The sequence below is a fragment of the Arcobacter cryaerophilus gv. crypticus genome, from assembly GCF_002993025.1.
GTDB lineage: Bacteria > Campylobacterota > Campylobacteria > Campylobacterales > Arcobacteraceae > Aliarcobacter > Aliarcobacter cryaerophilus_B.
Genome location: NZ_NXGI01000002.1, coordinates 258,433 through 277,317, shown reverse-complemented (window position 1 = coordinate 277,317; position 18,885 = coordinate 258,433). Strand labels below are relative to the sequence as shown.

Genomic DNA, 18,885 nt, shown 5'->3' with positions numbered 1-18,885 from the left:
TTCCTCTTATTTACAATCAAAATCTTTTGTATAAGTTCTGTCTCTTTGCTTAGATACAAAACCTATACAAGTTTTATTTAAAGTATTATCGAAAAATGTTAATTTATAAACATAACTTTTTTCTTTAGTTATAGTATCTTCAACATTCATTCTATTTACTACTTTTAAATCCTTAATATCTTTATGTCCTAAGTCAATCAAAACTTCATTAAACTTTTCACTTTTTAATGTTTCCAACCAAACAAATACAAAAATTCCTAAAACAATAAGAATCGATATTATAACAATAGTTTTTTTAGGTAATTTTCTTGTTTCATAACTCATTTTTAAACTCTTCTAGTGGTTTGAATGTGCAATCAGTTCCATCATAAAATTCAATACTTCCATTTTCAATTTTATAGTACCAACCATGAATTTGAAGTGTTCCCTCTTTTATTCTTCTCACAATATATGGAAAAGAAAGAAGGTTTTCCATTTGATAAACAATAGATACTTTTTCAGTTGTTCTATATAATTGTTCTTTATCATTTTTATCAAGTGTTGCCAAAAGTGTGTACTCTTTTGCTTTTTTACCTAATTCTAGCCATTTTTTAACATTTACCAAATCAGGACTATCTCCTAAATCTTGATATAAACTCTTACAAGCTCCACAATGAGAGTGCCCACAAACAATGATATGTTTAACTTCCAAAATATTTACAGCATATTCAATAACCGCACTTGTTCCATGAAAATCTTCATCAGGATTATATGGTGGAACAAAATTTCCAACATTTCTAAGTGTAAACATATCACCTGGTCTTGTATCCAAAACCAACTCAGGTGTAACTCTGCTATCACTACAACCAATAAACAAAATATCTGGATTTTGACCCTCTTTTGATAATTGTTTTAAATCTGTCTCATATTTTGAAAATCTAACTTCTCTAAATTTTTTATTACCTTTGATTAAATCATTTATTTGCATTTAAATCCTTTATTAAATTACAAGCTTTTATCAACTCATCAGAATTTATATCAATCTTTGCGATAAGCCGAACAATCGCCTTTTTAACTGTTGGTTGCCTTATAGCACCAACCAAAAAGCCATTTTCTTTTAAGATTTTTTGTATCTTTAAAACTTTTTTATTGTCGTTTACTAGTATTGGGATTATAAGCGATTTTGAACTTATTCCTAAATAGCTTTGGATTATACTTAAGTTCTCATTAATTTTTTGCTTTAGTTTTTTATTATTCTTTAAAATATATTTTAAACTTTCGTATCCTAAAGCTGTATCAAAAAGAGATGGAGCTGTCGAATAAATAATTGGTTTTGCCCTATTTTGTAAAAATTCTATTATACTTTTTGAAGATAAAATATATGCTCCATACGAACCATAAGCTTTTCCTAAAGTACCCATTTTTATATGGTTTTTTTCTATTTTTATATTATAATAATCAAAAATTCCCAAAAGATTTTCACCAATAACACCTGAACTATGAGCTTCATCAACAATTAATAAAGTATTATATTTTTTTGATAAATCAAAAATCTCTTTTTTTGCAATATTTCCACTCATTGAGTAAACACCCTCAATAGCTACAATTTTTCGTCCTTTTGATGTGCAATTTCTTAATTTTTCTTCTAAATCTTTTTCATCATTATGAAAAAAAGTTACAACTTGATTTTGAGGAAGAAGTTTAGAAGCTAAAATCCCACTTGCATGATAATCTTCATCTATAAAAAGAGTATCACCTTTTCTAACTAAACTTTCTATCATAGAGATATTTGCTAAAAATCCACTTCCAACAATAACTCCTTTTTCAAAACCATTTGCTTTACAAAGTAAATTTTCAAATTTTTTATGAATTTTAGAATAACCATTTACAAGCATAGATGCTTTTGGAGAAAAATAATGATATTTAGAAACTCTTTTAAATGCTTTTTTAAAAAGCTTTCTATTTTGTGCAAGTCCAAGATAATCATTTGAAGCAAGATCAAATAAATCTTTTTCAAAAACAACTCTTTTTCTAAATCTATTTGATTTTTTTATAATCCCTAACTCTTTTTCGTACAAAAAACTCTCCATAAGTAATATTACATGTATAAAAATAGTATAAAAGTAAATTTTAAAATATTTTTACAAAATGCTAGTTTACTGCTATTAAAATAAATTATAATTCTTCTGTACTACAAAAGTATATACAATAAAACCAAAGGTGTTTCTGCGACCTTCACCTTTGGTCTTTTTACATTGTAATATTTTCTAAAATCTCAATTGAATCATCATTTACAATAATCGCATCAATACAAAATGCTACATCTAATTTTTTTATTTGTAAATAATAATCTACACTTCTTTTTATCTTTGATAACTTAGATTTTGTTAAATTTTGAATAGCTAACTCAAAGTTCTGTGCAGATTTTACTTCACAAAAATGATAGACATTATCCTTTGTTGCAATAATATCAATCTCTCCTAGTTTTTTAGCATAAAAATTTGTCTCAACAATAATAAAATCTAAGTCAGTTAAAAAAGAGATTGCTCTTTTTTCAGCAAAGTCTCCTTTTTCTCGACTCATAAATTATCCACCACCAACAAAGTTTAAAAGCTCTATTGTGTCATTATCTTTTGGTATATAACTACTCCAGCTCTCTTTTTTTACAATATCCATATTTACAGCACAAGCCATAACTTTATCTTCAATATTCAAATTTTGTATAATTTCTTGTAGGCTTAAATTATCTTCTAAAATTTTATTTTGCCCATTTATAATAACTTTCATCTTCTTCCTATTAATATTATCCGAAATTATACTAATATTCATCTTATATCTATTTTATAGTAATTTGTAATTAAAAAGTAATCAATAATTTAATATAATAACAAAACAAAATAGGAGATATTTTATGGATAAAAAAACAAAAATTTTAGCAACACTAGGACCTGCAAGTAATAGTTTAGAGATGATTGAAAAATTAATTGATGCTGGTGCAAATATGTTTAGACTTAATTTTTCACATGGGAGTCACGAGTATCATCAAGAAACTTTAAACAATATAAGACAGGCCATGGAAAATAAAAAGAAGATTGTAGGAATACTTCAAGATATATCTGGACCAAAAATAAGAGTTGGAGAGCTAAAAGAACCCTTTTTATTAGAAGCTGGTGACACTGTAACTTTTGAAAAAGAAGAGATTGTTGGATATAAAAAAGGACCTAAAGAGTATGTAGTATCTATAAATTATCCAGATATTTTAGAAAAAATCAAAATTGATGAATATATCTATTTATATGATGGAATTATTAGAGCAAAAGTAATAGAAATAACACCAAATGTAAAAGCACAAATTGAGAACAGTGGAACTTTAAGCTCAAGAAAAGGGGTTAATTTTCCAAATACAGTTATAAATATTGAAGTTATTACAAAAAAAGATGAAATTGATATTGCTTGGGGAGTAAAAAATAGAGTTGACTATTTTGCAATATCATTTGTTCAAAATGCAAAAGATATGAGAAGAGCAAGAGAACTTTTAGGAGATTACAAAGGTAAACTAATAGCTAAAATAGAAAAATTTGATGCTGTTTCAAATATTGATGAAATTATAGAAGCAAGTGATGGAATAATGGTTGCAAGGGGTGACTTAGGAATAGAAGTTCCATATTATGATGTTCCTACAATTCAAAAAATGTTAATAAAAAAATCAAATGCAAAAGGAATTCCTGTAATTACTGCAACTCAAATGCTTTTATCTATGACACAAAATGAAAGAGCAACAAGAGCTGAGATTTCAGATGTTGCAAATGCTGTTTTGGATGGAACTGATATTGTAATGCTAAGTGAAGAGAGTGCAGTTGGAGAAAACCCTGTAAATGTTGTTGAAACAATGCATAATATTATAAGTCAAACAGAAAAAATATTTGATCACGAAAAAAGATACAAATTTACATATCTTGATGAGTTTGATGTAATTCAAGCAACAGTTACAAAACTTGCTGATGATTTAAATGCAGATGGTATTTTATCACTTACAAGTAGCGGAAATTCTGCTAGAAAAATGTCAAGATATAGACCAATAACACCTTTGTATACTTTTGCACACGATAAAGAGACACTTACTGGTCTAACTGCTCTTTGGGGAGTTGAACCAATTACAACAGTAAAAGAGGCTCAAGCTTCAAAGATGATTCAAAGAATGTTAAGAAGTTTAGAAAAACGAGAAATTCTAAATAAATTAGGATTATATATATGTACGGTTGGTTATCCTGTTGGAATTCCAGGAAGTACAAATACTATAAAAATTTTAACTCCTAGTGAAATAGAGTTTTACTTAAACTTTAAAGAAAATAGAGAAAAAATAAAAACTGAAAAAAAAGTCAATTTAGCATAAAAAAAAGAGAGGCAAAACCTCTCTTTTAAAATTAGATGAATATAGAATAAGGTATGCCTTCTATATCAATAAAAACATTATTATTTAACTTTATCCAGTCTTTTTCATCATCTTCTTCAAACTCTTCTTCGATATAGTCGTAAAAAGTAGTTTTTGCCCCTAAATCATTTGATGACGAGAAATCTATCATATAGAAATCTCCTATACTAATAGAACTATTCAAAGTATTTTCCTTGTTCGTTTTTATTAACCTTTTCGGCAAAATAATTATATATTAGCTAAATGTCAATCAAGTGGCAAAATTAGTAATTTTTAAAATAATTACTAATTTAAACTAATTTTGAGTAGAATTAACATTTTAGGAGTAAAATTGAATATAAAATTACCAAAATCATCAACATTGTTATTTGTAAATATCTTGATTTTTTTATTTATTACACTATTTGCATATTTTATACTACAAGAAAATATAAAACTAAATAACTCAAAAAATCAAGAGATACTTTTTTTCAAAATTAAAGATAAAAGCTCTGCTCTGTTAACAAAAGTTTTACAAAAGTATCACAACAAAAAAGAGTTTATAAAAGAAAAACACAAAATTGCTTTAAATCTTTTCGAAGATGGTTTAGATGTTGATACTATAAAAACAATTTTAAATAAAGATTTAAAAGATAATAAGTTTGAAGTTTTTATAATAAATAAAGATTTAATAATAGAAGATAGCTCAATTTTTACAGATATTGGAGTAGATTTTTCTTTACTTAAAAAACAGTTTAATAAATTTGAAAATAGTGAAGAAGTAGAAGTAGCAATTCCTGAATACTCTTTAGAGTTTCTGAAGTTTGTAAGTTACTCTACTTCTAGTCTAAAAGATGGTAAATATTTTCAACTATCATACTCTTATGATGAGTTTATTAGTGAATTAAGAGAAATACAAGAGTTTATAAATAATACTCCAATTATTAAAAGATCTATCTCATATATTATTTCTGATGATTATGTTGGAAATTTTGCTTTTAAAACTGCACCTTCTCATAAAAAAACAATAGAAGAACTAGAAAGTAGATTAAAAAAAGGAAGTGAACTTTTGGGAATATTGGGAAATAATAGTTACATTTCATATCACAAAAAAATTGATAATGATGAGCTTCACATAGCTTACTTACTTCAAGATAGTCCAATTTATACAGATGCCGAAATTTTATATTGTATTGTTTTTGATGAGAATAAATTTATTAGAGATATTTTATATTTAAAATTAGTTTCATTTTTTGTTTTTATTGCTGGAGCAACTGCTATATATCTTACTTATAAACTAAGAACTAAAGAGCTACTTTTAAACTATAAAGATAAATTTATTGCACACTCTATTCATGAAATAAAAACTCCACTATCAATTATTACAATAAATATTCAACTAAGAGAGAAACTTTATGGTGAAGATAAATATACAAAAAAGATAGATGGAGCTTTGAAAACTTTAGAAAATTCATATGAAGATATGACTTTCCTTCATACAAAAGATAAAATTGAGTACGAAATTGTTGAAATAAATCTTCAAAAAGCGTTAGAAAATCGTGTAAAGTATTTTAGTACAATTGCAGATTGTCAAAATAGAAAAATAGAACTTATAACTAACAATAATTTTTATCCAAAAATGAGTAAAATAGAACTAAACAGATTGGTTGATAACAATATCTCAAATGCTATAAAATATTCAAATATTGGTTCAACTATATCTATAATTTTAAAAGATAATATCCTTGAATTTCACTCAAAAGGTGTTAAAATTGAAAATCCAAAAGGAATATTCAAAAAATATAAAAGAGAAGATAAAAATACAGGGGGACATGGTTTGGGCTTGGCAATAGTTAGTGATATTTGTAAAAAATATAATTTTGAAATAGAGGTTTTAAGTCAAAACTCTATAAATACTTTTAGATATATTCTAAATGATTAATAATTTTAGGGAGAATTATTATGAAAATCTTTTTGCTTGAAGATGATTTTTCATTAAATGAATCAATAAAAGATATGCTAGAAAGTGAAAATTTTATTGTTGATTCTTTTTATGATGGTAAAGTTGCACTTGATAATATAAATGGTGATTATGAACTCTTTATACTAGATATTTTTGTTCCAAACTTAAATGGTATTTTACTTTTAGAAAAAATAAAACAAATTAATAAAAACTCAATTGTATTTATTATGAGTGCAAATATTGATATTGATACAATAAAAGGTGCTTATTTAAAAGGCTGTGATGACTATATTAAAAAGCCTTTTAATATTCAAGAATTACTTTTTAAACTTGCAAAATTTAAAAAAAATAGTAATATTTTCAATTTTGATAATGAGACACTATTTGATATGGAATCAAAAAAATTTATACACAATAATAGTGAGATAGAACTTACAAAAAACGAAAAGAATTTTCTTCATCTTCTAATATGCAATCAAGGAAAATGTGTAAACTATACTTTAATAGAAGATGTTGTATATGATGGAGATTTCAAAAGCTTAGATGCAATTAGAAGTTTGATAAAAAGGCTTAGAAAAAAGCTTCCAAAAGATATTATATTTAATAATCTTGATGAAGGATATTTTATAAAATAGTTTTCTAATGCTTTAGAAAACTCTTCATTTTTTTTATATTCTTCAACTCTTCGCCAGCTTGCTTTTGTTGCTCTTTTAAAAAGTTAATATTTCTATAAAATAACTCTTCTAATACTTTCAAGTCATTTAATTCCAAATCTAACTCATTTATACTAGATTTAGAAAAATACTCACTATACCAAGAAACCAAATTATTTGCTTTCTCATAAGATTCTAATGAGTCAATATAAATTAACTCTTTCAAAAGTTTTATAGACCAGTCTCTTCTTTCCATGCGTCAATTAATCCTTGTGTAACTTTGATAACTTGATTGATTGAATTTAAATTATCATCAACTCCAGCACTAAAAAGAGTCTCTATTTGGTACAAATATAAACCATCCAAATAGTATGCAACTTCTCCTCCGTCAAAATCTAAAACATTTCTAAGTTCATCAAATATTGCAATTGACTTATTTATATATGTAAATTTACTTTCAACATCACCATTATTTATTGCATTTTTTGCAAAGGATAAATACTTTATGATACCTTCATAAAGTTTTAAAACCAAAGCATAAGGGTCATCTGATACTGCATTTTGTTGATTATATAACTCAATCCCCATAAAATTTAACTCCAAAAACAATTTATTTTAGTATATTATATATTTACTTAAATGCGAGATGGCTTAAAAGCCACCTTTTTTAATATTCCTAATTAGAAGATTGTGATTGTAAAATAAGCATTTTTAAACCAGCAAAAGATGATTCCATTTGATTTATCATAACTCCATATGAAGCAAATTGTTGAGCCATTATAGAGTATCTATTATCAAGAGTTGTTTCTGCAGCTTCTTTATCTTTTTTTAATCTCTCTTCTCTTTCTAGCATATTTATCTCATAATCTAAAAGATTTTTTGTAACTCCACTAATACTAATTGCTTCATCCACAGATGTTGCAATTCCTTTTTTATCAGGTGTTCCTGCAAATAAAGCTTCTAAATCAGCTGTTCCATTTTTTATTGAAGCTTCAAAATCTTTTTGATTAAAAAGTATATCTCCACTTTTCTCATCTAGAGAAAATCCAAAGCTAAATATAGATTTATCTCCTGAACCTGTTCCAAAAAGTTCATTTTTGATAGTTGCTAGCATATCTCTTAAAGCACCTTTATTATCAACACTAGCATCAGCACTATAAATCTCATTTTCAATAGTTGCTCTTAACTCATTGAATTTATCAGCGAAATTTTTCATTTGAGCTGAAAGAGTTGTTGTATCATTTTCTATATTAATTGTTGAATCACCAGATTTTTTTGTAGCTGTTATTTTTAATCCATCAATTGTAACAGTATTTGAGCTAGATGAATAATCCACACCATCTGCTTTTAATTCCATATCTTGAGCTTTTAAAACATTAAGACTCTCATCCAATGTTGTGCCATTACCAAATAACTTTGCAGCACCTACACTAAGTCCTACATCATCTCCAGATGCATCCTTAGTATTAAAATTTATTTTATTATCTGTTCCTGTTTCTGTACTTTTAATTGATAGTCTAAATTTTCCATCTGAGCTATCTACAAGAGAAGCCTGAACTCCACTTAATTTATTTATCTCTTCAGTTAATTTTGTATATGACATTGTACTTGTGTCAATGTTCTTACCATTTATTGTAATCACTCCAGCATTTACTAGCTGGTCTTTAGTACCACTAATACCACTCGTTTGCCAAACATCTTTTTGTGCTAATTCAACCACTTCAACTCTCATACTTCCAGTTCTTAAAGCACTTAAATCATCTGAATCAAAAACAACTCCTTCTCCAGAAACATTTGCACTTTTTTGTTGAAAAGCATTTGACCCACTACTTTGATTTAAAGAGAAAACTTTAACAGCATCAAAAAGTTCATTCACTTTTGTTGTTACTTCTGAAATAACTTTTTTTTCATTCTCAAATTTCTCTAATTTTTTCTCTATTGGTTCAACTGTAGCTTTTCTATCAACAGCTTTTAATTTTTCGAGCATATCACTATTTAGTGAAGCTGCCTGACCTTGTCCTAGTCCTAAGATTCCTTCTGCCATTTGCTACTCCTTATTTTAAGTTTTATCTCTTCATACCAAGAAGAGTTTGTATCATTTCATCAACTGCTGAAATAACTTGAGCATTTGCACTAAATGCTGCTTGAAATTTCATCAAATCTATCATCTCATCATCTGAATTTACTTTTACAACTTCATTATAAGCTGTTCCTAGATTATTAGCAATTGCATCTTGAACTTCAAAGCCATAACTAGCTTCCTCTTTATCAGTAGAAACTCCTACTTTTAAATTTCTATAAAATTCAACAAAAGAAGTAGAGTTTACATCATTTGAATTTTGTGCTCCACTTTTAAATGATAAATTATCTTTCCACTGAAGTGTTGCTAAATAATCCAAATTTTGTTGACTCAAATCATTTACTGCATTTTTATCAAATTTTAATGTTTTAATACTAGAACCACTAAACAAATTCATATTTACAATATCTCCACCATTTGGCGGAAATGGTGCAGTATTATGAGCTTCAGAAGCATCTCTTCCATAAACATAATCATTTTCACCAACTCTTATGTATGAACTATTTACATCTGCTAAAGTTTGAGCAAATTGGTCTAGTTGGTCTAAATATTTTTGGAACTTATTATTTGGATTTGAAGTAGCTAAATTCTCAACTTGAGCTCTCATAGAACCACTTTTTAAATTCAAATCTTGATCCAAAATAGTTAAAACTGTATCACTTTGTGCAATTTTACTCTCTTTATCATTTTTATATATTGTCTCTCTTGAATCTACAGCTGTCCCTGTTTTTCTTTCAATACTAAATCTTCCTGTAAACTCATTTTCAACTCCTGGTAAATTTGACTCTATTTTTAAATAATTATCACTATTTGGATACATAGGAATTTTGTTACCACTTGCGTCAAGAGTATATTCACCATTATGAGCGGTTACAAGTTTACTCATATTTGGATCGCTATTTATCTTAACCATAAATGCTCTTGTTAAATTATCATTATCAACAGTCATAGTTGTAAGAGCAGTATTTGGATCACCATCCCAATCACCTATAATAGTCTCACCAATCGTAACACTTACAGAGAACTCATTGTTTAACTTATAAGTTATAGTATCATCAGCATCATAAGATGGTGTTTTTAGTGTAAAGTCTGCATTATATTTCAAAGCATCAAAAACTGTACTAGAACCATCAGCATTTTGTCTAATATGATTAAACTTATCAATTTGAGGAGTTAATCTATCTTCTATTTCTATCTCTTTATGAAAAATATTATTACTAACGGCAGCAACTCCACCTATTTTTATCTCATAAAAACCAGCATCTCTATTTATATCAACATCAACAAATTTTGATAATTCAAGTTCAAGTAAATCTTTTTTATCCAATAAATCGTTTACAGATGGATCATATTTTTCAATTTTTACATTTATATCTGCTATCTCTTTTAAAATCTGATTTACTTTTTTTACATCAGTTTTTAACTCAACTTTTTCTATTTGTGCTTGTTTTTCTATACTTGAATATAAATTTTGCAAAGATTCAACAATAACAGCACCTTGAGTTTGCATATAACTTCTATTTACTTCTGAACTAGGATTTGTTCTTAAACTCTCAACAGATTGAAAATATCTATTTAAATCAACTGAGAAACCACTACTATCAGTTTCTGCAAAAATTTTTTCAATTCCACCTAGCATATTTGAAGATTTATCCAAATAGTTAGCTTTTGTTGCTTCTTGCATAAATTTATCATACATATATTGTGAAGTAACTCTTGATATTCCACCAAAATTTACTCCCTGACCAGTTATATGTACGCCATTTAATCTAATTTCGCTTAAATCTGCTACTCTTTTTTTGTATCCTGGAGTATTTCTATTTGCTTGATTGTTACTAACATTTTCAATTGCATACTTTGATGTGTTAAGCCCTGTTTGAGAAACACTCAATGTAGAAAACATATTTACTCCCTTTTTATAATATGTAAAATTATTGCATTACATTTCTTAATTTTAGTTTAAAATGGCCATATTGCTCTTAATATTTTTGTTCCCCATGGAACTTGCAGTAAATCAGCCTCTGCTCCATCTTTTTTATAAAGCATTTTCAAATTTGCGATTTGTGAAGAGTTTACTGAATTATCAGATGTTATATCGTATGGTCTTATAACTCCAGTTATTACAATTTCTTGTTTTTGTCCATCAATTATAACCTCTTTATTTCCTTTTATGAAATAGTTACCATTTTGATAAGTTTCATCTATAATAGCTGATATTTTAGTATCAAAATTCTCATTTACTTGAGTTTTTACTTTTCCTTTATCACTATCACTACTTTCTGTATTAAAATTTACTCCAAATACAGAGTTTGCTTTATTAGTTACATTTCCAACTGTACTATTTAGTGGATTTCCTCCCATAGAAGCAAACATTCCCCCACCAAATTCATTCTTTCTATCGCTAGTTAACTCTCTTTTATTATCACTTTTTTGTGTAATTCCTTCACTTATTACAACTTGAATTATATCTCCAACTTGTAAATCTTTTTTATCAGCAAAAAGAGATGTTCCTTGAACTGAGTATAAAGAACCTTTATTTTTTCTAACAACTGGAGGTTCTTTTGTTACTTGTTGTGGTGGTTTTGTAAAATCGATTTTTGGTTCAGTTAATGCTCCACAAGATGTAAATAACAAAGAGATTATAAATAAAAATAAAATATTTTTCATCCTAATTTACCTTTTAAAATATGTTCCAAATCAACTACTACTACAATCTCTTTGAAACTTTTTTTTATAAGTGCCATAGCTCCATATCTAATATTTATAGCATCTATATTTGTATTTGGATTTAAAATATAAACAACTTTATTCTTAACAATTTTTATATCATTTATATTATTTTGTCCAATTAAATCAACAACTTTCTCAACTTCAATCAAAATAATTCTCTGAGCATCTAATTTCTCTTTTTCTTTTTTTTCATGCTCAATTTGAATAGCTATTTTTTCATCTTCCCTTGCTTTTTCAAGCTCAATTGACAAAAGGTTTTCTTCTTTTATTAAAAGAGAAATATATACTATTCCAAAAAAAAGTCCAACTATAATAATTAATTTTAAAATCTTTGAGCTGCTACTCTTTTTTCTAACTTTTACTATCATTTTCTCTTATTTTATTACAAAAGTTGTAAAAAGAATATTACTAACAACGTTAGAATTACTCTTTGTAACAAAATTAATTACATTATTTATTTCTGATATTAACTCATCTTTTAATAAATTTTTACCACCAACAGTTAATAGCTCTTCTGAACTTCTTGAACTTATTTGAGTAATAACAACATCTGTAATTTCTGCTAAATAATCCTGAACTATTGTTGCAATAAGAGGGTCGCTACTTCTAATAGAAAAAGATAGTTTCATAATCTTTTCTCTACCTTTTGAATCTGTAAGATTTAAAACCAATTCATTCACATCTGCTTTAAATTTTGCATCGCTTCCAGATTGTGAGCTAGAAGAAGTTTTTGCAACTTCTTCTGTGTTATTATTTGAACCTTGATTGCTAGCTGAAATTTTATTTAATAAAAAATATGTTCCACCTGCAACTGCCATAATAAGAACAATCACAAGTACCAATAAAACTATTAGTAAGCCTTTACCATCTGATGTTTTTTTTACAACTTCATTTTCATCTGCCATTTTTTTAGTCCCTTTTCTGCTTATCTTTATTGTATCTTTCTAATTTTTGAACCAATCTTGATGAATTCTCAACACTCATAGTTTTCATAATATTTGATACATTTGATTCCTTTAATCTGACGATTATATCAAAAACATCTTCAATTTTACCTTCTAGTATCATTTGATCAAAAATATCAGAAGCAACTTTTGCCTTCATAAGTTCAAAAACTTTTATAGTTTTTTTAACAACCTCAGCTCTTATATCTTTTAATGTTTCATCATTTTTTTCATATAATCTTTTAATTTCTGCTTTCTCTTGCTCTATTTTTGTTAAGATATCTTCAAGCTCTTTTTTTTGTCTTTGATACTCTTTCTCTTTTTCATTATAAAAATTATTTAATTCATTTTTTAACTCTAAAACTTCCATTTTCTGTTTAGTTAAAGAACTACTTGTTTCAACAGCTGCATTTAAAGACAATGAAAAAACTATTATTATTAAAATTTTATTTATCAATTTTTTCCTTTAATATATCTACTTTGAATAAACTCTTCACTCTCTAATATTTCAAAGCGCAAAGCATCTTTTCTTTTTTGCTCTTTCTCTTCATCCAAAATATATTTATACTGTTCACTCTCTTTTTGCAATTCTATAATCTCTACAAATATATCATCTATTTTTTTTAGAAGTTGATTTTTTTTATTTAATAAATTTTTTACCTCAAATCTTAAATTATCTTTGTGCATAGCTAAAATCATAAAATCTGAAATTGAGCCTAATCTCTCAACAGTTGTTGTATTTATTCTATGATTTAAATCTCCAACTTCTTCATCTATTTTATAAACTTCTTGTTCTAAACTTGATTTTTCTATTAGTTTTTGTTCGGTTTGTGTTTTTTTAAGATTGTATAGTTTTTTTATCATTTAGTTACCAAATATTAAAATCATATTCCATAATTCAATTGTAAATGTTTCAATATTATCTCCAACCCAAGGAAGTGTAAACAATATAAATGCAGATACAAAAATCATTTTGGGTACAAAAGATAGTGCCGCATCATTTACTTGTGTAACAGCAGAAAATATTGATATTATAAGTCCTATAACCATACTAACCATAAGTGCTGGCATACCAACTAGCAAAATTATTTTAACTGTATTTTGAGCAATTGCCAATAAATCCATATTACTCTTTTATTTTTATTGTAATTTCTAAAGTTTTATTATTTAACAATTTTGATATTAAACTTGCTATATCATTTATATTTGAACTGTCAATATCAAAATTACTATTTAAACTTTCTGTTTGTTGATGTTCTTCTCTATTTTGAGTATCAATTTGCATAGTATTTGATATATTTGAACTACTCAAAGCTTCAATTAAATCTTGCTCATTTAAACTATCTAGCTCTAAAAAATCATCACTCATATCTTCTCCTTTTTTACTTACATCAGCTGGCTCTTGATTTTTCAAATCAAGGTCTTCAAAATCAAAATTTTCTAAAATAAACTCATCTAATTCTTCTATTCTTTGCTCATTTAGATTTTCTTCTTCGGCTTTTTCCTCTAAATTATCAATTATATCAATATTTTTATCTATTTTATTAATATCTTCATTTTTGCTAACATCTATATCTTCAAAAACTTTATCAAAATCAAAATCTTTAATACTTTCTAGACTATCTTCTTTTTTATCTTCTTCTTGCAAAACTATATTTATAGGTTCAATACTAGTTTCATTCATATCAAAAATTGTATTATTTGGAAAAATCTCATCTAAAAAATTTGTATCTTCAAAAGTCTCACCAACAAACTCATAATCATTTTCATCAACTATACTAGCATTCAAAATATCCTGTAGTAAATCCTCATCATTTTTTAAATCTTCATTAAAAGTTGAATCATCATCATAATCGAAAGAGACATTGTTCAAACCAAAATTTTCATCAAAATCTTCCATATTAATATAATTTGTTTCTGTTTTAACTTCATCTGAAGTGTCAACTTCAATTAAATTATCAAGTTCTTTTATATTGATTCCAACTGGTTCTTCTAAAATAGAACTAGTCAAATGTTTGTCATCTTCTTGTTCTTTACTTTGTAAAAGGCTTGCTAACTCACTATCCAAAACCAAATCTTCATCTTTTAACTCTAAACTTTTATCTTTTTCTTTTGAAACATTTCTTTCGTATTTTCTAATTATATAGTTTGGTATCTCTTCTAATGAATCAATTGATAAATCATTAACTCCATACTGAAGTAAAAACTCTTCTTGTATTCCATCTTTTTGCTTTAAAAATTTAAATCTGCTTTTCTTTATTATTTTATCTTCATCAATCAAATAAATATCGTTTGGGTTAGCAGCTATTTTCTCTTTTAGTACATCAATATTTAATATATCTTCTATTTTTACATCTTCTAAAATTGACTCTATTTTAGAACTTACTAAAATTTTATTTACTTCATTTTTAAAGTTTTGATTTCCGTAGATGAAAATATTCAATATCTTTTGCCCTATATAATTTAAATTTTTGCTTTGATTATACCTTTTTTTATTAAAGTTTTGATAAAATAAAAACTAAAAATTTATAAAGGATTTTTTTGAAAATTTTTATTATCATCTCTTTACTTATTTGCTCTTTATATTCTCAAACTATAAAAGATATTTCAAATGTTATTGGAATAAGAGACAATCAACTTATTGGTTATGGTCTTATTGTTGGATTACCAGGAACTGGTGATAAATCTAAGTTTACAATGCAAAGCTTACAAAACTTACTTACAAACTCATATATAAAAATTCCAGCTGGTTCTATTAATTCAAAAAATATTGCCGCTGTTATGGTGACTGCTGATTTACCAGCATTTTCAAGACAAGGTGATAAAATTAAAATCACAGTTTCTACTATTGGTGATGCAAAATCTATAGATTTTGGTGAACTTTTAATGACTCAACTAAAAGGTGTTGATGGAAATGTTTATGCAGTTGCTCAAGGAACTGTTGTAGCAAACACAAATAATAAAACAACAGGTTTTATATATGAAGGTGCTACAGTTGAAAATGAGATAGATTATGAACTTCAAGGTGAAAAATCTATTCAGTTGAGTCTATATAAAAATTCTGCAAAAAATGCTGACTTAGTAGAGAAAAAAATAAATGAAATATTTGGACAAAAACTTGCAACTGCTTTGGATACTAGAACTATTGAAGTTCAAAAACCAAACAATATGTCAATAGTAAGCTTTATTTCAAAAGTTGAAAATATAGAACTAGACTCTACATTTAGAAAAAAACTTATAATTGATGTAAATAGAGAATCTATTATTGCTGGTGGTGATATTGTTATTTCACCAATAGTAATAGCAAGAAATAATTTCACAATAAGAATTGATAAATCAGGATTAGGAGAAGTAGATTGGAATAATCCGTCTATAAATAAAGGTGTTGATATTGGTGATAATGTAAAAATTGCAGACAAACCAGTAATTGATATAAACAATGCTATGATAAATACAAAAAAAGAGCCAACTGTATCTGATTTAGTTCGTTCTATGAAGGTAATGAAAGTTCCTATGAATGAGATTATAGACACCCTTAGAATGATTAAAGAAATGGGTGCAATTGATGTTGATATTGAATTAAGAGGATAATGAACGATGGCAGAATTTTTAAGTCAAGATGAGATAGATGCTCTTTTAGATATAGCTGAGCAAGGGGATGATATTGATGGAACAAATCCACTTGATAAATTTACGGCTAAAGAGAAAAATTACTCTATCTATGACTTTAAAAAACCAAATAGAGTAACACTAGACCAACTAAAAGCTCTTACAACAATGCATGATAAGATGCTTAGAGAATTTACAAATGATTTAAGCTCAATGCTTAGAAAAGTTGTAGATGTAAAACTTACATCAATTGAACAGATGACTTATGGTGAGTTTATTTTATCTATTCCTCAAGTTACATCTCTTAGTACATTATCTATGAAACCTCTTGATGGAAGAATAGTAATAGAGTGCAACCCTACAATTTCACATAAGGTAATAGCTGATTTACTAGGAAGTGGTGCTGTAAACACTATGGATAATCTAGATAGAGAATTAACAGAAATAGAGATAAAAGTTCTTGAGCATTTTTATAAAATGTTTATTAAAATTTTATATAAAACTTGGAGTGATGTTTCTAGTTTAAATTTTAAAATAGAATCTAGTGATACAAATGCAAATGCTATACAAATAGTTTCAGACCACGATATAGTTTTACTTGTAGTTTTTGAAATAACTATCGATGAAGATTCAGGTTTTTTATCTATTTGCTACCCTATTTCTTATATTGAACCTCTATTAAATAAAATTGTTGATAAGATTTTTAGTGAAGGTAAAAATAAAAAACTAAGCAGAAAACAAGATATAAAAACTCTAATTTCAGGTGCTAGAATGAAAATAGAACCAATTATGGCTGAAACAGAAATGACTACTTTAGAAATTTTAAATTTAAAAGAGGGTGATATAATTGTATTTAACAAAAATGCAGTATCTTCTGATAGTATAGTTTATGTGAATAAAAAAGAGAAGTTTTCGGCTGTTTGTGGAATTTCAAACAATAGAAAAGCTATTGAGATTAGATCAAATCTTGATAAAGAGAAACAAGAAACTCTAGAATCTCTTAGACTTATGAGAGAAGAAAGAGAACAAAAAGCAAAAGAGAATGCTGAAAATATTAAAAAACTAATAAGTGAAAGAAAAAGTTCTCATTTCTAATAGGCTATAAAAATAGCCTATTTTTTAATACTCTCTATACTCCAAGATATAGTTTTTTCTGCATACATTGGTACAACTTTTTCATCTTTATACTCATAAATAGCTGGAACTGTAAAATCTTTTTTAACTAATTTTATAGTTTTATCTTTTGAATTTAATCCATAAATCTTTTTTGCATTATTTGATACAAAATCATTTAGATTATCTAAACTATCATGTTTTTCAAAAAGTTCAACTAAAACTTGTAAAGCAATTGGTGATGTAAATACACCTGCTGCACAACCGCAACACTCTTTTTTATGTTTTGGATGAGGAGCACTATCGCTTCCAAACATAAGTTTTGGATGAGCTTTTAAAGCTGCATTTAAAAGTGCAGTTCTATCTTCTGGTCTTTTTGCTATTGGTTTACAAAAAAGATGTGGGTCTAGCATTCCACCTGCTACATCATCTAAAGTTATTAGTAAATGGTGCAAAGTAACTGTTGCATAAAGATTTGGATATTTATCTAAAAGTTCTACTGCATCTTTTGTTGTAATATGTTCCATAATGATTTTTAAATTTGGAAAAGATGAAGCAATACTTTCATAAATTGGCATAAACTCTTTTTCTCTATCCATTACAAAACCATTTGTTTCACCATGAATACAAAGTGGAATTCCAAGGCGGCTCATATTTTCCAAAGTAGCTCTTAAAACTTCAATATCCATAGAAGAAACTCCCGTTTCAGAGTTTGTAGTAATTCCTGCTGGATATAGTTTTATTCCAATTATCTCATCTTTAATCTCTTCCAAAAATTCAAAGCTATAGTTATTTTGAAAGAATAGTGTCATATATGGAGTAAAATTATCATCTTTGCATGCTTCAATAATTCTTTTTTTATACGATAATAAAGCATCTTTTGTTGTAATTGGAGGAACTAAATTTGGCATAACCAAAGCACCACTAAAACTGTTTGAAGTAAGAGGGGCAACAAGCCGAAGCATGTCACCATCTCTTAAATGTAAGTGCATATCCAAAGGTTCATTTAAAATAAATGTTTTTTCCATTTAGATAGCTTCCTCATCTTGTTCACCTGTTCTAATTCTTATGATTTTTTCAATAGATGAAACAAATATTTTCCCATCCCCAATATTTCCAGTCTTTGCAGCTTCTGTGATTACTGTTATTATTTTATCAACATCTTCATCAGCAACTATTAACTCTAATTTAATTTTTGGTAAAAAATCAACAACATACTCAGCACCTCTATAAAGTTCGCTGTGTCCTTGTTGTCTTCCATAACCTTTAACATCTAATACAGTCATACCTGAAATTCCAGCTTGAGTTAATGCATCTTTCACATCTTCAAGTTTAAATGGTTTAATTATAGCTTCTATTTTTTTCAATATTAATCCTTTCTTTAGTTCAATTATTTTAACAAA

Annotated in this window: 24 protein-coding genes; 5 read left to right on the top strand and 19 right to left on the bottom strand. The window is 26.8% G+C overall.

Annotated elements, in window-relative coordinates:
• Positions 1-6: 6 nt before the first annotated feature.
• From CJ670_RS01830 to thiS, 5 genes are all read right to left on the bottom strand, one after another.
• The gene (locus CJ670_RS01830) at positions 7-324 is read right to left on the bottom strand and encodes a hypothetical protein (protein WP_105938643.1); all 318 of its coding nucleotides are present in this window, start codon (positions 322-324) and stop codon (positions 7-9) included.
• Positions 314-967, bottom strand: a complete 654-nt coding sequence (locus CJ670_RS01825; RefSeq protein ID WP_105911766.1) for a carbonic anhydrase — start codon at positions 965-967, stop codon at positions 314-316. The genes CJ670_RS01830 and CJ670_RS01825 overlap by 11 nt, the downstream gene beginning before the upstream one ends.
• On the bottom strand, positions 954-2,057 hold the full coding sequence (locus tag CJ670_RS01820) for an aminotransferase class I/II-fold pyridoxal phosphate-dependent enzyme (RefSeq protein ID WP_207763597.1): 1,104 nt from the start codon (positions 2,055-2,057) through the stop codon (positions 954-956). Before CJ670_RS01820 ends, CJ670_RS01825 begins: the two co-directional genes overlap by 14 nt.
• A gap of 172 nt (positions 2,058-2,229) precedes the next feature.
• Complete coding sequence (locus CJ670_RS01815) at positions 2,230-2,562, bottom strand: YraN family protein (protein WP_105911764.1); 333 nt, start codon at positions 2,560-2,562, stop codon at positions 2,230-2,232.
• Between the two features lie 3 nt (positions 2,563-2,565).
• Positions 2,566-2,766: a sulfur carrier protein ThiS gene (gene thiS, locus CJ670_RS01810; RefSeq protein WP_105911763.1), complete on the bottom strand. Its 201-nt coding sequence runs from the start codon at positions 2,764-2,766 to the stop codon at positions 2,566-2,568.
• 124 nt (positions 2,767-2,890) lie between these two features.
• On the opposite strand from thiS, the gene pyk reads away from it, so the two are divergent.
• Complete coding sequence (gene pyk, locus CJ670_RS01805) at positions 2,891-4,372, top strand: pyruvate kinase (protein WP_105938641.1); 1,482 nt, start codon at positions 2,891-2,893, stop codon at positions 4,370-4,372.
• Between the two features lie 31 nt (positions 4,373-4,403).
• Here the strand turns inward: pyk and CJ670_RS10780 are convergent, their stop codons facing one another.
• Positions 4,404-4,562, bottom strand: a complete 159-nt coding sequence (locus CJ670_RS10780) for a hypothetical protein (protein ID WP_165785166.1) — start codon at positions 4,560-4,562, stop codon at positions 4,404-4,406.
• A 180-nt stretch (positions 4,563-4,742) separates the two neighbouring features.
• On the opposite strand from CJ670_RS10780, the gene CJ670_RS01795 reads away from it, so the two are divergent.
• Together CJ670_RS01795 and CJ670_RS01790 are read left to right on the top strand one after the other, a co-directional pair.
• Positions 4,743-6,332: a sensor histidine kinase gene (locus tag CJ670_RS01795; protein ID WP_105938640.1), complete on the top strand. Its 1,590-nt coding sequence runs from the start codon at positions 4,743-4,745 to the stop codon at positions 6,330-6,332.
• Positions 6,333-6,352: 20 nt separating this feature from the next.
• Entirely contained in the window at positions 6,353-6,988 is a 636-nt protein-coding gene (locus CJ670_RS01790; protein ID WP_105938639.1) for a response regulator transcription factor, read from the top strand.
• Positions 6,989-6,992: 4 nt separating this feature from the next.
• Here the strand turns inward: CJ670_RS01790 and CJ670_RS01785 are convergent, their stop codons facing one another.
• From CJ670_RS01785 to CJ670_RS01735, 11 genes are all read right to left on the bottom strand, one after another.
• Positions 6,993-7,262, bottom strand: coding sequence for a hypothetical protein (locus tag CJ670_RS01785; protein ID WP_105938638.1), 270 nt, complete (start codon positions 7,260-7,262; stop codon positions 6,993-6,995).
• Entirely contained in the window at positions 7,238-7,594 is a 357-nt protein-coding gene (gene fliS, locus CJ670_RS01780; protein WP_105911757.1) for a flagellar export chaperone FliS, read from the bottom strand. Before fliS ends, CJ670_RS01785 begins: the two co-directional genes overlap by 25 nt.
• An 88-nt stretch (positions 7,595-7,682) precedes the next feature.
• Complete coding sequence (gene fliD / locus CJ670_RS01775; protein ID WP_105938637.1) at positions 7,683-9,050, bottom strand: flagellar filament capping protein FliD; 1,368 nt, start codon at positions 9,048-9,050, stop codon at positions 7,683-7,685.
• Between the two features lie 22 nt (positions 9,051-9,072).
• Entirely contained in the window at positions 9,073-10,989 is a 1,917-nt protein-coding gene (locus tag CJ670_RS01770) for a FlgK family flagellar hook-associated protein (RefSeq protein WP_105938636.1), read from the bottom strand.
• A gap of 56 nt (positions 10,990-11,045) precedes the next feature.
• Positions 11,046-11,753: a flagellar basal body L-ring protein FlgH gene (locus tag CJ670_RS01765; RefSeq protein ID WP_066154095.1), complete on the bottom strand. Its 708-nt coding sequence runs from the start codon at positions 11,751-11,753 to the stop codon at positions 11,046-11,048.
• Complete coding sequence (locus tag CJ670_RS01760; protein ID WP_105938635.1) at positions 11,750-12,184, bottom strand: hypothetical protein; 435 nt, start codon at positions 12,182-12,184, stop codon at positions 11,750-11,752. The genes CJ670_RS01765 and CJ670_RS01760 overlap by 4 nt, the downstream gene beginning before the upstream one ends.
• 6 nt (positions 12,185-12,190) lie before the next feature.
• Positions 12,191-12,721 (bottom strand): flagellar basal body-associated FliL family protein, encoded by a 531-nt coding sequence (locus tag CJ670_RS01755; protein WP_105938634.1) that lies wholly within the window; start codon positions 12,719-12,721, stop codon positions 12,191-12,193.
• 4 nt (positions 12,722-12,725) lie between these two features.
• The gene (locus CJ670_RS01750; protein ID WP_105938633.1) at positions 12,726-13,217 is read right to left on the bottom strand and encodes a MotE family protein; all 492 of its coding nucleotides are present in this window, start codon (positions 13,215-13,217) and stop codon (positions 12,726-12,728) included.
• Positions 13,214-13,624 (bottom strand): hypothetical protein, encoded by a 411-nt coding sequence (locus tag CJ670_RS01745; RefSeq protein ID WP_105938632.1) that lies wholly within the window; start codon positions 13,622-13,624, stop codon positions 13,214-13,216. The genes CJ670_RS01750 and CJ670_RS01745 overlap by 4 nt, the downstream gene beginning before the upstream one ends.
• Positions 13,625-13,885: a flagellar biosynthetic protein FliQ gene (locus CJ670_RS01740; RefSeq protein ID WP_105911749.1), complete on the bottom strand. Its 261-nt coding sequence runs from the start codon at positions 13,883-13,885 to the stop codon at positions 13,625-13,627.
• Between the two features lies 1 nt (position 13,886).
• The gene (locus CJ670_RS01735; protein WP_105938631.1) at positions 13,887-15,203 is read right to left on the bottom strand and encodes a hypothetical protein; all 1,317 of its coding nucleotides are present in this window, start codon (positions 15,201-15,203) and stop codon (positions 13,887-13,889) included.
• 98 nt (positions 15,204-15,301) lie between these two features.
• On the opposite strand from CJ670_RS01735, the gene CJ670_RS01730 reads away from it, so the two are divergent.
• Complete coding sequence (locus CJ670_RS01730) at positions 15,302-16,351, top strand: flagellar basal body P-ring protein FlgI (protein WP_105938630.1); 1,050 nt, start codon at positions 15,302-15,304, stop codon at positions 16,349-16,351.
• 6 nt (positions 16,352-16,357) lie between these two features.
• Positions 16,358-17,464, top strand: coding sequence for a flagellar motor switch protein FliM (gene fliM / locus CJ670_RS01725; protein WP_105911746.1), 1,107 nt, complete (start codon positions 16,358-16,360; stop codon positions 17,462-17,464).
• A 17-nt stretch (positions 17,465-17,481) separates the two neighbouring features.
• Here fliM and pyrC read toward each other — a convergent pair whose 3' ends face one another.
• Positions 17,482-18,510: a dihydroorotase gene (gene pyrC / locus CJ670_RS01720; protein WP_105938629.1), complete on the bottom strand. Its 1,029-nt coding sequence runs from the start codon at positions 18,508-18,510 to the stop codon at positions 17,482-17,484.
• Positions 18,511-18,849, bottom strand: a complete 339-nt coding sequence (locus CJ670_RS01715) for a P-II family nitrogen regulator (protein WP_066154063.1) — start codon at positions 18,847-18,849, stop codon at positions 18,511-18,513.
• Between the last annotated feature and the right edge of the window lie 36 nt (positions 18,850-18,885).